General features: G+C 73.3%; 15 protein-coding genes. 10 read left to right on the plus strand and 5 right to left on the minus strand.

The window, feature by feature from the left end; translation table 11 throughout:
* Window positions 1-19: 19 nt before the first annotated feature.
* Window positions 20-955 (plus strand): DUF2332 domain-containing protein, encoded by a 936-nt coding sequence (locus tag SLP03_RS20960; RefSeq protein WP_319462318.1) that lies wholly within the window; start codon window positions 20-22, stop codon window positions 953-955.
* Here the strand turns inward: SLP03_RS20960 and SLP03_RS20965 are convergent.
* Window positions 939-2,222 (minus strand): MFS transporter, encoded by a 1,284-nt coding sequence (locus tag SLP03_RS20965; protein WP_319462319.1) that lies wholly within the window; start codon window positions 2,220-2,222, stop codon window positions 939-941. The genes SLP03_RS20960 and SLP03_RS20965 overlap by 17 nt on opposite strands.
* Window positions 2,223-2,367: 145 nt before the next feature.
* On the opposite strand from SLP03_RS20965, the gene SLP03_RS20970 reads away from it, so the two are divergent.
* From SLP03_RS20970 to SLP03_RS20985, 4 genes are all read left to right on the plus strand, one after another.
* Window positions 2,368-3,018, plus strand: a complete 651-nt coding sequence (locus tag SLP03_RS20970) for a class I SAM-dependent methyltransferase (RefSeq protein ID WP_319462320.1) — start codon at window positions 2,368-2,370, stop codon at window positions 3,016-3,018.
* Window positions 3,015-3,992, plus strand: a complete 978-nt coding sequence (locus tag SLP03_RS20975) for an asparaginase (RefSeq protein WP_319462321.1) — start codon at window positions 3,015-3,017, stop codon at window positions 3,990-3,992. The genes SLP03_RS20970 and SLP03_RS20975 overlap by 4 nt, the downstream gene beginning before the upstream one ends.
* A gap of 121 nt (window positions 3,993-4,113) precedes the next feature.
* A complete protein-coding gene (locus SLP03_RS20980) occupies window positions 4,114-4,356 on the plus strand; it encodes a DUF5522 domain-containing protein (RefSeq protein WP_319462322.1) in 243 nt (80 codons plus the stop codon).
* Window positions 4,357-4,439: 83 nt separating this feature from the next.
* Window positions 4,440-4,988: a hypothetical protein gene (locus SLP03_RS20985; RefSeq protein WP_319462323.1), complete on the plus strand. Its 549-nt coding sequence runs from the start codon at window positions 4,440-4,442 to the stop codon at window positions 4,986-4,988.
* 4 nt (window positions 4,989-4,992) lie between these two features.
* Here SLP03_RS20985 and SLP03_RS20990 read toward each other — a convergent pair whose 3' ends face one another.
* Window positions 4,993-5,691 (minus strand): metal-dependent transcriptional regulator, encoded by a 699-nt coding sequence (locus SLP03_RS20990; RefSeq protein WP_319462324.1) that lies wholly within the window; start codon window positions 5,689-5,691, stop codon window positions 4,993-4,995.
* Between the two features lie 80 nt (window positions 5,692-5,771).
* Between SLP03_RS20990 and SLP03_RS20995 the strand changes: the two genes are divergently transcribed.
* From SLP03_RS20995 to SLP03_RS21010, 4 genes are all read left to right on the plus strand, one after another.
* The gene (locus SLP03_RS20995) at window positions 5,772-7,226 is read left to right on the plus strand and encodes a recombinase family protein (RefSeq protein ID WP_319462325.1); all 1,455 of its coding nucleotides are present in this window, start codon (window positions 5,772-5,774) and stop codon (window positions 7,224-7,226) included.
* A 182-nt stretch (window positions 7,227-7,408) separates the two neighbouring features.
* The gene (locus SLP03_RS21000; RefSeq protein WP_319462326.1) at window positions 7,409-8,266 is read left to right on the plus strand and encodes a sulfurtransferase; all 858 of its coding nucleotides are present in this window, start codon (window positions 7,409-7,411) and stop codon (window positions 8,264-8,266) included.
* Between the two features lie 48 nt (window positions 8,267-8,314).
* Window positions 8,315-9,496 carry an acetoin utilization protein AcuC gene (locus SLP03_RS21005; RefSeq protein WP_319462327.1) on the plus strand — a complete coding sequence of 394 codons (1,182 nt, stop codon included), beginning with the start codon at window positions 8,315-8,317 and terminating at the stop codon, window positions 9,494-9,496.
* 24 nt (window positions 9,497-9,520) lie between these two features.
* Window positions 9,521-12,076: a GNAT family N-acetyltransferase gene (locus SLP03_RS21010; RefSeq protein ID WP_319462328.1), complete on the plus strand. Its 2,556-nt coding sequence runs from the start codon at window positions 9,521-9,523 to the stop codon at window positions 12,074-12,076.
* Between the two features lie 9 nt (window positions 12,077-12,085).
* Here SLP03_RS21010 and SLP03_RS21015 read toward each other — a convergent pair whose 3' ends face one another.
* Together SLP03_RS21015 and sigB are read right to left on the minus strand one after the other, a co-directional pair.
* Window positions 12,086-12,493: a VOC family protein gene (locus tag SLP03_RS21015; RefSeq protein WP_319462329.1), complete on the minus strand. Its 408-nt coding sequence runs from the start codon at window positions 12,491-12,493 to the stop codon at window positions 12,086-12,088.
* Between the two features lie 92 nt (window positions 12,494-12,585).
* Window positions 12,586-13,602 (minus strand): RNA polymerase sigma factor SigB, encoded by a 1,017-nt coding sequence (sigB, locus tag SLP03_RS21020; RefSeq protein WP_413644606.1) that lies wholly within the window; start codon window positions 13,600-13,602, stop codon window positions 12,586-12,588.
* A 227-nt stretch (window positions 13,603-13,829) separates the two neighbouring features.
* Between sigB and SLP03_RS21025 the strand changes: the two genes are divergently transcribed.
* Window positions 13,830-14,618, plus strand: coding sequence for a sporulation protein (locus SLP03_RS21025; RefSeq protein ID WP_319462330.1), 789 nt, complete (start codon window positions 13,830-13,832; stop codon window positions 14,616-14,618).
* A gap of 67 nt (window positions 14,619-14,685) precedes the next feature.
* Here the strand turns inward: SLP03_RS21025 and SLP03_RS21030 are convergent.
* Window positions 14,686-14,989 (minus strand): zinc ribbon domain-containing protein (locus SLP03_RS21030; RefSeq protein ID WP_319462331.1); only part of this gene is annotated, 304 nt, incomplete at its 5' end.

Consider the following 14,989-nt stretch of genomic DNA (forward strand, 5'->3'; position numbering starts at 1 on the left):
GCGGTGCGATCATTGGGACATGTCGATCGCCGCGAGCTACACCACGTTCGCCGCCCGCGAGGCGCACGGCCTGTCATCCGCGTACGAGCGCCTGGCACTGGCGGTCTCCCGCGACGAGGAACTGCTCGCCCTGCTCGGCACGCTCCCGCCCGCCAAGCGGCAGCCGAATCTGCTGTTCGGCGTCGTCCGGTTGCTCGGCGGCCCGGTCGAAGACCCCGCCGCGTTCCACGACTACACGGTGGCGAACTGGCCGACGGTCGAGGCCGAGATGCGCGTCCGGGCGACACAGACGAACGAGGCCGGGCGGTGTACCGTGCTGCTGCCGGTGCTGGCCGCGCTGCCGCAGCCGCTCGCGCTGTTGGAGGTCGGCGCGTCCGCCGGGCTCTGCCTCTATCCCGACCGGTACGCCTACCGCTACGGAGACCACGAGGTTGGTTCCGGTGAACCGGTGCTCGAGTGCGCGGCGACGGGCATGGCGCCGCCCGTCGGCCTGCCCGAGGTGGTGTGGCGGGCCGGCCTGGACCTGAACCCGCTCGACGTGAGCGAACCCGCGGACGTCGCGTGGCTCGACGCCCTCATCTGGCCGGAGCACACGCACCGCCGTGCCCGACTGCGGGCCGCGGTGGCCGTCGCCGCGGCCGAGCCGCCGGTGCTGATGCGCGGCGACTTGGCGGACGACCTGCCGGCGCTGGCCGCGCAGGCACCGGCCGGCGCGACCCTGGTGGTGTTCCACACTTCCATGCTCTACCAGGTCCCGGCGCCGCGTCGGGAGGCGTTCGTCGAGGTGGTAGGCGGCCTCCCGGGGCACTGGATCGCGAACGAGGCGCCGGACGTGCTGCGCCACGACGGGCTGCCGGAGCCGCCGGGCGGGGCGCTGCACAACGTGCTCGCGTTGGACGGCACGCCGCTCGCCTGGACCCGCGGGCACGGGCAGGCGCTCAGCTGGTTCGGGTGAGGTCACCGATCGGCGGGAAGTCGCGCATCCTCCCCAGCGGGGAGCAGACCACGAACACCGCGGCGCTCCACATGCCCAGCACGCAGATCCACAGCGCCGGCCGCAGCCCGAGCTGACTGCCGAGCGTCCCGCCGAACAGGGCGCCCAGCGGGATCACCCCGTAGCAGATCCAGAGGAACGCGGCGTTGACCCGGCCGAGCAGCGGCGCCGGGGTGATCCGCTGCCGGTACGACATCGCCGCCACGTTGAACAGCACCGCGTTCGCGGAGAACGCGGCGAACCCGACCGCGAAGAGCAGCACGCCCCAGCCGGATCGGGCCAGCGGGATCAGCAGGTAGAGCGGTCCGGGCGCGGCCATCGCCACCCAGATGATCCGGGCGGTGCCGATCCGTTGGGAGAGCCGGTTGGCCAGGGCGCCGGTGACCAGGCCGCCGACGGCGCCGGCAGAAAATACCAGCCCGATCACCAGGGGTGAGGCGTGCAGCTCCCGGCGCAGGAACGGGACCTCGATGGAGCTCGCGGCCATCACGAAGAAGTTCGACGTGGTGGTGCAGGCGAGGATCTTCACCAGGATCGGCTGGCGGCGGACGAAACCGATCCCCTCGCCCAGGGCGGCCCGCAGCGGCACCCGCCCGGCGGTCGGCGGCGCGGCGTCCGGAGTGGGGCGGATGAGCAGGAGCGTCACCGCGCTGACCGTGAAGGCGACGCCGGTGGTGAAGAACGTCCGGGCCGCGCCGACCAGTCCGATCAACGCGCCACTGAGGGTGGGGCCGGCCAGCTCGGCGAACTGCTGGCTGGCGACCAGCTTGGCGTTGCCGTCGACGAGCTGATCCGCGCCCACGAGCCGCGGCAGCATGCTCCGGTACGCCACGGTGAAGGCGACGGTCAGCACCCCGGAGAGGCTCACCACGACGTACAGGAACGCCAGGGTGAGGTGCCCAACCAGCGCGACCACCGGGAGGGAGAGCATGAGCGCCGCCCGGCCCAGGTCGCAGACGATCATCAGCCGGCGCTGGTCCACCCGGTCGGCCAGGATCCCGACGGGCAGCGAGAAGATCAGGTACGGCAGCCAGGCCAGGACGGTCAGCAGGGAGATCTGGAAGACGCTGGCGCCGAGGACGTCCGCGGCGAGCAGCGGCACCGCCACGCCGGAGACCCGAGTGCCAAGTTCGCTGACCGTCTGGCCGCTCCACAGCAGCAGAAAGTTCCGGCTACGCCAGAGCGAGGCATGACCCGGGGTGGTGGGGGGTGCCAGCTGTTGCGTCACTGCTGAGCCTGTCCGTTGACGAGCGCCGCGGCCGGTTGCCCCGGAGCTGGAGCACCCTATCGCCGCATCCCGTACCACAGCACGGGATTTCGGTCCGCCGACCGATCGCCGCCCCGTGCGCCGCGGCCCACTAGGGTTTCCGGTCATGCCGGAACCGCACTGGATGGCCGAGACCCGCGCCGCCTACGACACCGTCGCCGTCGACTACGCCCGACTCTTGCCCGACGTGGGGGAGGGGACGCTGGACCGGGCGATGCTGGCCGCGTTCGCCGAGCAGGTCGGTGGAGCGAGACCGGTGGTCGAGGTCGGCTGCGGCACCGGGCGGATCACCGCCCACCTGCGCGACCTCGGGCTGGACGTCGCCGGGATCGACCTGTCGCCCGGCATGGTCGAGGTGGCCCGGCGGAACCACCCGGGGCTGCGCTTCGAGGTCGGCTCGATGACCGACCTGGCGCTGCCCGACAGAGCCCTCGCCGGTCTCGTCGCCTGGTACTCGATCATCCACGTGCCGCCGGAGCTGCTGCCCGGCGTCTTCGCCGGGTTCCACCGGGTGCTCGCCCCGGGCGGTCGGCTGCTGCTCGCCTTCAAGGCCGGCGACCGCTGCCGTCGCCTCGAGGAGGCGTACGGCCACACCGTCTCGTACGACGTGCACTGGCTGTCGCCGGACCGGGTCGCCGAGCAGCTCGCCGCGGCCGGGTTCGAGGTGTGCGCCCGGCTGGACCGGGAGCGGCAGGGCCGGGAGAAGGGGCCGCAGTCGTTGATGCTGGCGGTCCGGGCGGACGGGGTCGACCGGTGAGCGTCGTCCTCTTCACCCTCGGCGGGACCATCGCGATGGCCGGGGCCGGGTCGACGGGGGTGGTCACCCGGCTGACCGGCGCCGAACTCGCCGCCGCCGTGCCCGGGCTGGCCGACCTCCCGCTCGACGTGCGGGACGTGCAGGCGGTGCCGAGCGCCGACCTGACGTACCGCCGGATCCTCGACCTGGTCGCCGCGGCGGGCGCGGCGGTGGCCGACGGGGCGACCGGCGTGGTGGTGACCCAGGGCACCGACACCCTGGAGGAGACCGCCTTCCTGGCCGACCTGGTCTGGCCGCACCCGGCGCCGCTGGTCTTCACCGGCGCGATGCGCAACCCCACCCTGGCCGGCCCGGACGGACCGGCGAACCTGCTCGCCGCCGTCCGGGTCGCCGCCGCGCCGGTCGCCCGCGACCTCGGCGTCCTCGTCGCGTTCAACGACGAGATCCACGCCGCCCGGTACGTCCGCAAGACCCACAGCACCAGCACGGCCACCTTCGCCTCGCCCAACGCCGGCCCGCTCGGCCACGTGATCGAGTCAGCGGTACGGCTGCTGACCCGGCCGGCGCGGCACGCCCCGTTGCCGTCGGTGGACCCCGACCGGCTGGCCGCCACCCGGGTGGCCCTGCACACCGTCACCCTCGACGACGATGTGGCGCTGCTCGACGGGCTCGCCCACGGTCGGCAGGGTCTGGTGGTGGCCGGCTTCGGCGTCGGTCACGTGCCGCCCGCATTCGCGCCGGTGCTCGGCGCCCTCGCCGAGCGGATGCCGGTGGTGCTCACCTCACGCACCGGCGCCGGGTCGGTGCTGCGGCACACGTACGGCGCGGCGGGCTCGGAGACCGACCTGCGGCGACGCGGGCTGGTCAACGGCGGGCTGCTCGACCCGTACAAGGCGAAGGTGCTGCTCCGGCTGCTGCTGGCGGGCGGCGCGGACCGGGCGGAGATCGCCGCCGCCTTCGCCCGCCACGGCTGACGGCCCGGCCCGGCTGACGTCCCGATTCATCTGCGACATCAGCTTCGTAGCATCCGCACCACCCTCCCCCGACCTTGTCGTGGTCGATGATCGAGCGATCCGACCTCCGTAGACTCGCCCGGTGCCTGGAGAGCAACGACCGTTGGCGGACCGGCCGTTGACCGAGCCGCACCCGTCCCGGTTGCCGTCCGACCATCCGGACCGGGAAGTGATCCTGGCCGCGCACGCCGCCGTCCTGGCCGCCGGGGAGGCCGGCTACCTCGACCCGGCGACCGGGCTCTTCGTGCTCAGCGCCGGGTTCCTGGCTCGGCGCGGCACCTGCTGTGGGCGAGGGTGCCGGCACTGTCCGTATGTGGACGATTGAGGGCTTCCGCCGGACCGGGGCACCCCGTACGGTGTCCGACGGACGTCCGGCGAGGGGAGCCCCGCCGGTGAGGAGGGGTGGGCGTGCACGGGCGGATCTGGCTCGTCGGCGTGGCCGTGGCGTTGACCGCCGGTTGCGCCAAGGAGGCCCAGCCGGTGGCGGTTCCCGCAGCCGAACCGGTGACCGTCGAGGTGGCGGCCGCCTCCTCCGGCGGCGCCTGCCGGCTGCTCGATTTCACGGTGATCGCGAAGCACACCGGCGGCCGGTTCGACGTGGCGGCGGCGAGCGAGCGGGGGGACACGCACACCTGCGTGGTCCGGGCCGAGCAGGCCGTCCTGCCGGAGCTGACGCTGACCGTCACCGAGACCTCGATCGACGTGTCGGCCTTCTCCGCCGACGTGCTGCCCGACGGGTCGAAGAAGGTGCCCAAGCTGGGCCAGATCGCCTACCGCCGGACGTTGCCGAAGACCGCGAAGCTCGGGCCGGCGGGCGAGGTGGGCTGGCTCGCCACCGAGGGGCGGCTGGCCACCCTCCGCTGGACCTGCCCGCCCGGCGCCGACAAGGCGGCCGCCGAGAAGGTGGCCGGCCGGTTGGTCATCCTGGCGAAGACGGTGGACACCCGCCGGCTCTGACCCGTCAGTGGGTGGCGACGAACACCCGGGAGGCCACCTCGCGGGGCAGCCGGACCCGGTCGCCGGAGCGGTCGATCGACACGCCGTCCCGCTCCTGGGCGACGGTCACCGTGGCGCCCGGGTCGACGCCCGCCGCGTGCAGCTGCCGGAGCACGTCGGCGTCGGTCTGCACGCTCTCGCAGATCCGCCGGACCACGACCGGCCCGGAGAGGCCCGGGAACGCCAGGTTGCGCTCGGCCTCCACCCCGACGGTCTCGGGCTGCTCGGCGCTGCCCAGCTCCTCCAGACCGGGGATCGGGTTGCCGTACGGCGAGCGGGTCGGCCGGTTGAGCAGGTCGTAGACCCGCTTCTCGACCGCGTCGCTCATCACGTGCTCCCAGCGGCAGGCCTCCTCGTGGGCCTCCTCGTAGGGCATGCCGATCACGTTGACCAGCAGCAGCTCGGCCAGCCGGTGCTTGCGCATCACCGAGACTGCGGCGGCGCGACCCAGCGCGGTGAGCGACAGGTGCCGGTCGCCCTCGACGGTGAGTAGGCCGTCCCGCTCCATCCGGGCGACGGTCTGGCTGACGGTGGGACCGCTCTGCCGCAGCCGCTCCGCGATCCGGGCACGCAGCGGCGGCACCCCCTCCTCCTCCAGCTCGAGGATGGTGCGCAGGTACATCTCGGTTGTATCTACCAGTGAGTGAGCGTTTATCTTTATCACCCGTCTAGCGAGGAACGAACCGGAGGCCCAAGTGTCTCACGATCAAGCGCCCACCTGCCACCACCATCAGGGGGTGAACCGTGGGTGAGCCCGTACCCCTGCGGTGCGCCATCTACTGCCGGATCAGCCAGGACCGGGAGAGCGAGGAGCGGGGCGTCACCCGGCAGGAGGAAGACTGCCGGGAGCTAGCCGCCAAGCTCGGGTTCGAGGTTGTCCGAGTGTACGTCGACAACGACCTATCCGCGTCGACCCGCGCCAAGAAGCGCCGGCCCGGCTTCGAGGACATGATGGCCGCCGCCGAGGGCGGCCACGCTGACGTGATCGTGTCCTACTCCAACAGCCGGCTTACCCGCCGGCCCCTTGAGCTTGAACGCCTCATCACCCTGCACCAGAACACGGGCGTCTTCCTCCGCACCCTCGTCAGCGGCGACGACAACCTGAGCACCGCGGAAGGCCGCATGACCGCCCGCATCAAGGCGTCGATTGACGCTGCGGAAGCGGAGCGGACCGGGGAGCGGGTGGAGCGGGCCGCCAGGCAGCGCCGGGAGGAAGGCCGTCTACACGGCGGGGCGCGGACGTTCGGGTACGTCCACGGCTCCCCGCTCGGGTACTGCCAAGAGATCGACCCGGTCGCCGCCAAGGCCATCCGGGAGGGCATGGAGAGGCTGTTTGTCACCGGAAGGGTGTCCGAGGTTCGGAAGCTCTGGCAGCGCATGGGGGTGCGTACACCGCTGGGGAAGGAATGGCAGAACGACGGCAACGTGGCCCGGACCCTGCGCAACCCGCGGATTGCCGGCCTGGTGGCTCACGACGGAGAGGTTGTCGGGGAGGGCAAGTGGCCCGCCATCATCACCCGGGCCGAACATGAGGCCATCCTTGAGGCTCTGGGTACCCGGGGGGCCAAGGGGAAGGGTGGACCCACGAGGGCTCGAAAGTACCTGCTGCCGGGTTTCGTGTACTGCATGTGCGGTGCCCCGATGTCCGCCCAGGTGTACGACCCGCCAGGGGACACCAAGTACAGCCGGTACAACCGCTACGTCTGCATCTCCCAGCGGGGAGGGTGCGGCCAGTGCTCCCGCCAGCGCCCCTGGCTGGAGGATGCGGTCAGGGAGTGGGTAACCGGCGCCATCGAAGGCAAGTTGAGCGGCCCCGCGGAGCAGGCCGACGATCCCAACCCTGCCATTGAGGCTCGAATCCGGGAGCTGGAGACGGAGTACACGCGAGTCCAGAACGGCCACCAGAAGGGCATCTACAACGACGATCAGGCCATGGACCGGCTCATCCCGCTACGCGAGCAAATCCAGCAGCTACGAGCCCAGCAGGGCGAGCTGGCCAAGGAAGCCGCGATGATCTCGGTCGACAAGGACGAGGAGCTAGAAGACTGGCTTGACGATGCTCCGGAGAGCTTGCACAGGCGCAGGGAGATCCTGGGCCGCTACGTCAAGCGGATCATCGTCAAGCCAGTAGGTAAGAGAGCCAGCAACGGATGGGACGGGCCGCCGCCTGACTCGGTGGTTATCGTCCCTCGCGGCTGACCCTGTCCTTCCGGATGGATCGGAGGATGGCTGTCACCTCGGCGTCTCGCTGAGGGTCCGGGCGTTGCCGGACCCACTCCCGGCCAAGCTGGCGGAAATGGGTCCGGACGCTCTCCGGGGTCGGGCGCTTGCTCACAGGCCAACGCCCAAGGTCGCTGCCCGGATGGTGTTGACTGGACCTCATGTCCGGAACCGAGGAGTTGCTGGTCGAGGCCGACGCGCTCGGCACCGAGCTCGACCGCGCCGACCCGCCCGTCCTGCTCGACGTCCGCTGGCGGCTCGTCGGCCCACCCGGTCGGGACGACTACGCGGCCGGCCACCTGCCCGGCGCGGTCTTCGTCGACCTGGACACCGAGCTCTGCGGCCGGCCCGGCGCCGCCGGCCGGCACCCGCTGCCCGACCCCGCCGCGCTCCAGGCCGCGCTGCGGGCCGCCGGCGTCCGGGCCGGTCACCCCGTCGTCGTGTACGACGGCGGTGACGGCATGGCCGCCGCCCGGGCCTGGTGGACGCTGCGCTGGGTCGGGCACCGGCCGGTACGCGTGCTGCACGGCGGCTTCCCGGCCTGGGTCGCCGCCGGCCTGCCCACCTCCACCGAGCCGCCCACCCCCACCCCCGGTGACGTCACCGTCGCGCCCGGCGCGCTGCCGGTCCTCGACGCCGGGGAGGCCGCCCGGCTGGCCGCCGCCGACTCCGGCGTCCTGCTCGACGTGCGGGCCGCGCCGCGCTACCGGGGCGAGACCGAGCCGATCGACCCGGTCGCCGGGCACGTGCCGGGTGCGGTGAACCTGCCCGCACCGGAGTACGTCACCGGCGGCCGCTTCCCGGCCGCCGAGGCGCTGCGGGAGCGGTTCGCCGCGGCGGGGGTGGTCGACACCACGCCGGTCGGGGCGTACTGCGGATCCGGGGTGACCGCCGCCCAGGCGGTCCTCGCGCTGCACCTCGCCGGCCGGCCGGACGCCGCGCTCTACGTCGGCTCGTGGAGCAACTGGGTCGCCGACCCGGCCCGGTCGGTCGCCACCGGGGAGACACCCGTCGGCTGAGCAGCGCGTGCGGTGGGCACCCGCCGGGCCGCGTGCGACGATGACGCCATGGCCGACGACACGGTGGTGGTGTGGGACGAGGCCCTCCTCGCCTACGACATGGGTGACCATCCCCTCGACCCGGTCCGGGTCGAGCTGACCATCGCGCTCGCCCGCGAGCTCGGCGTGCTGGACCGACCCGGAGTCCGCCTGGTCAAACCGGAGCCGGCCGACGACGCGCTGCTGACCCTGGTGCACGACCCCCGCTACCTGGACGCGGTCCGCGCCGCGCCGTGCGATCCGCTCTTCGCCGGCTTCGGACTGGGCACGTCGGACAATCCCGTCTTCGACGGCATGCACGAGTCCAGCGCGCTGATCGCCGGGGCCAGCGTGGCCGCCGCCGAGGCGGTGTGGCGCGGCGACGCCCGTCGGGCGGTCAACGTCGCCGGCGGCCTGCACCACGCGATGCCCGCCCGGGCCGCCGGTTTCTGCGTCTACAACGATCCGGCGGTGGCCATCGCCCGCCTGCTCGACCTCGGCGCGGAGCGGATCGCGTACGTGGACGTGGACGTGCACCACGGCGACGGCGTGCAGGAGATCTTCTACCACGACCCGCGGGTGCTCACGATCAGCCTGCACGAGACCCCGCTCGCTCTCTTCCCCGGCACCGGGTTCCCCGACGAGACCGGCGGGCCGGGCGCGCAGGGCAGCGCCGTCAACGTGCCGTTGCCGCCCGGGGTCGACGACGCCGGCTGGCAGCGCGCCTTCCACGCGATCGTGCCGTCGGTGCTGCGGGCGTTCCGGCCCCAGCTGCTGGTCACCCAGTGCGGGGCGGACGGCCACCGGCTCGACCCTCTCGCCGACCTGCACCTCTCGGTGGACGGGCAGCGGGCCACCTACCTGGCGCTGCGGGCGCTCGCCGACGAGCTCTGCGACGGCCGCTGGGTGGCCTTCGGCGGCGGCGGGTACGCGCTGGTCGAGGTGGTGCCCCGGGCGTGGACCCACCTGCTCGCGATCGCCAGCGGCGAGCCGATCGACCCGGCCAGGCTCACCCCGCCGGCCTGGCGCGAGCTGGCCGCCGCGCGGCGGCCGGGCCGGGAGGTGCCGTTGCGGATGACCGACGACGCCGACCCGTCCTACGAGCCGTGGCAGCCGAACGGTGAGCCGGACGCCGTGGGCCGGGCCGTCGCGGCCACCCGCAGGGCGGTCTTCCCGCTGCTCGGGCTGGACCCGCACGATCCCCGGGACTGAGCCGGCGGTGGGGGGAGGACGACGGTGACCACCGTCGAACAACCGGTGGACGTGCTGCTCAGCGACGGTACGACCGTGCAGCTGCGACAGATCCGTCCGGACGACGCCCCGGCGATCGTGGCGATGCACGCGCGCTTCTCCGAGCGCACCCGCTACCTGCGCTACTTCTCGCCGTACCCGCGCATCCCGGAGCGGGACCTGCAGCGGTTCGTCAACGTCGACCACCGCGACCGGGAGGCGTTCGTGGTGCTGGCCGGCGGCCGGATCGTGGCCGTCGGCCGGTACGAGCGGCTCGGCCCCGGGTCGCCGGAGGCCGAGGTGGCCTTCGTGGTCGAGGACGCGTACCAGAGCCGGGGCATCGGCTCGGTGCTGCTGGAGCACCTGGCCGACGCGGCCCGCCGGTTCGGCATCGTGCACTTCGTCGCCGAGGTGTTGCCGGCCAACGGGGCGATGCTGCGGGTCTTCTCCGACTTCGGCTACCAGGTCCAGCGCCAGTTCGCCGACGGCGTGGTGCACCTGAGCTTCCCGATCGCGCCAACCGAGGCGACCCTGGAGGTGCAGCGCGGCCGGGAGCATCGCACCGAATCCCGCTCGATCGCCCGGCTGCTCGCCCCGCGCGGCATCGCCGTCTACGGGGCGAGCGCCACCGGCCAGGGCGTCGGCGCGGCGGTGCTCGGGCACCTGCGCGACGGCGGCTTCACCGGGGCGGTCGTGCCGGTGCACCCCACCGCGGCCACGGTGGCCGGGCTGCCCGCGTACCCGTCGGCGGCCGACGCGGGGCTCGACATCGACCTGGCGGTGGTCGCGGTGGCCCCGGAGGCGGTGACCGCGGTGGTCGCTGACGCCGCGAAGGCCGGCGCGCACGGCCTGGTGGTCATCTCGGCCGGGTTCGCCGAGGCCGGGCCGGAGGGGGCGACCGCCCAGCGGGCCCTGGTCCGCGCCGCGCACCTGGCCGGCATGCGGGTGGTCGGCCCGAACTGTCTCGGTGTCGCCAACACCGACGCGACGGTACGCCTCAACGCCACCCTCGCCCCGGTGCTGCCCGCCCCCGGTCGGGTCGGCGTGTTCAGCCAGTCCGGCGCGTTCGGGGTGGCGCTGCTCGCCGAGGCGTCCCGACGCAGACTCGGCGTGTCCAGTTTCGTCTCGGCCGGCAACCGGGCCGACGTCTCCGGCAACGACCTGCTCCAGTATTGGCAGGACGACCCGGGCACCGACGTCATCACGCTCTACCTGGAGACCTTCGGCAACCCGCGCAAGTTCGCCCGGCTGGCCCGCCGGATCGGCCGGAGCAAGCCGGTGGTGGCGCTCGCCTCGCTGGCCCGCCCGCCCGGCGTCGGCGACGCGCCGGCCCTGGACGCCGTCGCGGTGAGCGCGCTCTTCGCCCAGTCCGGGGTGATCCGGGTGGACACCGTCGCCGAACTGCTCGACGTCGGCGTGCTCCTGGCCCACCAGCCGCTGCCGGCCGGCCGCCGGGTGGCCGTGGTGGGCAACTCCTCCGCGCTGACCGGGCTGGCCGCCACCGCCTGCGCCGCCCAGGGGCTCACCGTGGCCGAGGGTTACCCCCGCGACGTCGGCCCCCGGGCCGGCGCCGCCGAGTACGCGGCCGCGCTCGCCGCGTCGGCCGCCGACGAGGGCGTCGACGCGGTGGTGGCGGTCTTCGCCCCCCCGCTGCCCGGCCAGCTCGCCGACCCGGACGCCGACTTCACCGCCGCCCTGCCCGACGCCCTCGCCGCCGGCAAGCCGGTGGTGGCGACGTTCCTCGCCGGCCGGGTGCCCGCCGGGGTGCCCGCGTACCCGAGCGTGGAGGAGGCGGTCCGGGCCCTGGCCCGGGCCTCCACGTACGCCGACTGGCTGCGCCGGCCGGCCGGGGTGCTGCCGGAGCTGGACCGGGTCGACCGGGCTGCCGGGCAGGCCGCGTTCCGGGTGGACGGCGCCGATCCGGCGGCGCTGCTCGGGGCGTACGGCATCGACGTGGTGGAGTCCGCGCCGGCGCGGACGGCCGACGAGGCGGTCGAGGCCGCCGGGCGACTCGGCTGGCCGGTGGCGTTGAAGGCCGCCGCGCCCGGCCTGCGGCACCGCCTCGACCTCGGCGCAGTCCGCCTCGACCTGGCCGACCCGGCGGCGCTGCGCCGGGCGTACGCGGACATGGCCCCGGTCTTCGGCGCGGACGTCCTGGTCCAGCCGATGGTCCCGCCCGGCGTGGCCTGCGTGGTGGAGCTGATGGAGGACCCGGCGTTCGGGCCGGTGGTCGGCTTCGGGCTCGGCGGTGTCGCCACCGAGCTGCTCGGCGACCGGGCCTGGCGGGCCGTGCCGCTGACCGACCGGGACGCCGCCGAGCTGGTCGACGAGCCGCGCGCCGCGCCACTGCTGCGCGGGCACCGGGGCGCCGCCCCGGTGGACCGGGCCGCCCTGGTCGAGCTGCTGCTGCGGGTCGGCCGGCTCGCCGACGAGCAGCCCCGGGTCCGGTCGCTGACCCTCAACCCGGTGCTGGCCCGTCCGGACGGCATCTCGGTGCTGCACGCCGCCGTCCGCACCGGCATCGAGGCGCCCCGCCCCGACACCGGACCCCGCCGGCTCTGACGGTCGGCGTCAGCCGCGACCGGAGATCTGCTGGACGGCCCAGGCGTTGCCGTCCGGGTCGGTGAAGAAGACAAAGCCGACGTTGTCCAGCGGGTGCGGCACCGGGCGGGGGTTGCGCCCCATCACCTGGATCTCGCTGACCGCCACGCCCCGCTCGACCAGCTCCGCGCGGGCCTTCTCCAGGTCCGGCACCACCAGTTGGAGGCCCTTGAGCGAGCCCGGCGGCATGTCCGGGACCGCGCCTCTGCCGATCACGATCGAGCAGCCCGAGCCCGGGGGAGTGAGCTGCACGATCCGTATGTCATCGCCGATCCGGGTGTCGTGGTCGACGGCGAAGCCGAGGCGGTCGGCGTAGAACTCCTTGGCCCGATCCACGTCGGAGACCGGCACCACCACCACTTCCAGGGTCCAGTTCATGCCTTCGCACCCTGCCCGACCTGAGCAGGGTGTCAAGGGCGCCACGCGGCGGAGGCCCCGGCGAACCGCCGGGGCCTCCGCGTCCGGGTGCGTCAGCAGGCGTACGCCTCCAGGCGATTCGCCCGCTCCGGGGCGCGCAGCTTGAGCAGCGTCACCTTCTCGATCTGCCGGATCCGCTCCCGGGACAGGCCGAACTCCCGGCCCACCTCGTCGAGGGTGCGCTGCCGGCCGTCGTCCAGGCCGAACCGGAGCCGGATCACCGCCTGCTCCCGCTGGGAGAGGGTGGCCAGCACAATCCGGACCTCGTTGCGCAGTTCGCCGTTGGCCGCGGCGTCACCCGGCTCCGCGCGCGGGTCCACCGCAGCTACGAAGTCACCGAGCGCGCTCTCCCCGTCGGCGCCGACCGCCTGGTCCAGGCTGACCGGCTCCCGGTCGTACGAGATCAGCTCGATCACCTGGAACTCCGGGACGCCCAGCGCGACGGCCACCTCGGCGACGGTGGGCTCCCGGCCCAGTGAGACCGACAGTTCCCGGCGGGCCCGGACCATCCGGTTGACCTGCTCGACCATGTGCACCGGGATGCGGATGGTGCGGGCCTGGTCGGCCATGGCGCGGGTGATGGCCTGGCGGATCCACCAGGTGGCGTAGGTGGAGAACTTGTAGCCCTTGGTGTAGTCGAACTTCTCGACGGCGCGGATCACGCCGAGGTTGCCCTCCTGGATGAGGTCCAGGAACGCCATGCCGCGACCGGTGTACCGCTTGGCGATGCTCACCACCAGCCGCAGGTTCGCCTCCAGCAGGTGGTCCTTGGCGGCGCGGCCCTCGGCCGCGATCAGCGCCAGGTCGGCCCGCAGTTCAGTGGAGACCGGGGTGCAGGTGGAGAGCTTCTCCTCGGCGAAGAGCCCGGCCTCGATCCGCTTGCTGAGCCCGACCTCCTGCGCAGCGGTGAGCAACTTGGTGCGGCCGATCCCGTTCAGGTACGCCCGGACCAGGTCGGTGGAGACGCCGCGCTCGTCGGTGGCGTCCAGATCGGTCAGGGTGTCGGTGCCTGGCTCGGCGTCGACGGTGGCAGCCGGGCGGGTCTGGTGCTCGATCATCTGCAGGGCCATCTCTGTCTCTCCCCGTGTCCTTCGTGCCGCGTACCGGATTCCGTGCCGCGTGCCGGCGCGGTGGTGCCGGTGAGGAACAGCTTGGCGGTCGGGGCGTGAAACGGGAGTGAGGCGATCGGGGAACCGACAGCAATACCGTCGGAACGTCGGGCGTCGGTTGCCCGACCCGGTTACCGTGCCAGCGGCCGGCCACTGGGGCCCGGCAAGACACGTGATCGGAGGACGTGGTGGTCTTCAAGCGGCTCATGCAGGCGATGGGTGTCGGTGGTCCCTCGGTGGAGACGGTGCTGACCGACCCGAACTGCCGCCCGGGTGGTCACCTGGAGGGCCGGATCCAGGTGGCTGGCGGCGACCACGCCGTGGATGTGTCCTACGTGGCCCTCGGCCTGGTCACCCGGGTCGAGGTGGAGAGCGGGGACTCCGACTACGACACCAACCAGGAGTTCGGCCGCCGTCGGGTCACCGGGGCGTTCCGGCTGGAGCCGGGGCAGCGGTACGACATCCCGTTCCGGTTCGACGTGCCGTGGGAGACGCCATTGACCGACCTGTACGGCCAGCACCTGCACGGGATGACCATGGGGCTGCGTACCGAGCTGGAGGTGGCCCGGGCGGTCGATTCCGGCGACCTAGACCCGGTGGCGGTGCATCCGCTGCCGGCCCAGGAGCGGTTGCTGGAGGCGTTGCTGCGGCTGGGCTTCCGGTTCGCCCGGGCCGACGTGGAGCGCGGGCACATCTACGGCGTACGCCAAAGCCTGCCGTTCTACCAGGAGATCGAGTTCCATCCCGCGCCGCAGTACGCCCGCGCGATCAACCAGCTCGAGGTCACCTTCGTCACCGACCCGCAGCAGGTGCAGGTGGTGCTGGAGGTCGACAAGCGGGGCGGCCTCTTCGCCGAGGGCCATGACGCCTTCGGTCGCTTCACCGTCGGCCACGCGAGCGCCGCGACGGTCGACTGGGCCGCCCAGCTCGACGCCCGGCTCCGCCAGTCCCTCCACCGCCGCGGCCTCTTCTCCTGACCGTTGCTGATCCTATCGTCAGGTCTCAGCAATCCGTGCGTTTCCGCATGGAAGGTCCGTAACGGTGTCACCGCAACGTGAGGGTCGTGGTGTCCTGATGACGGTCTCTCGTTTCCGTCTGCCGCTGTCGTGGCAGGGTTGCGCCACCTGCCCGCCCCGCCCCGGCGATTCGGCTGGGGAGGGTGACGCGGGTCTTCTGGTCGGCTCCACGAGGCTTCGGCGCTTTCGCGCCCCGGTCTCCGGGCACTCCGGTACCGGTGGTGCTGGCCGCCGCAAGGGCGGCGAGGTTGCAGGCGGCGTTAGCGTCCCGGTCCATCACCAGGCCGCATACATCGCAGCAGAAAGTGCGCGCGTGCAGCGGCAGTTTGGCT

The organism is Micromonospora sp. RTP1Z1, assembly GCF_033804685.1.
GTDB lineage: Bacteria > Actinomycetota > Actinomycetes > Mycobacteriales > Micromonosporaceae > Micromonospora.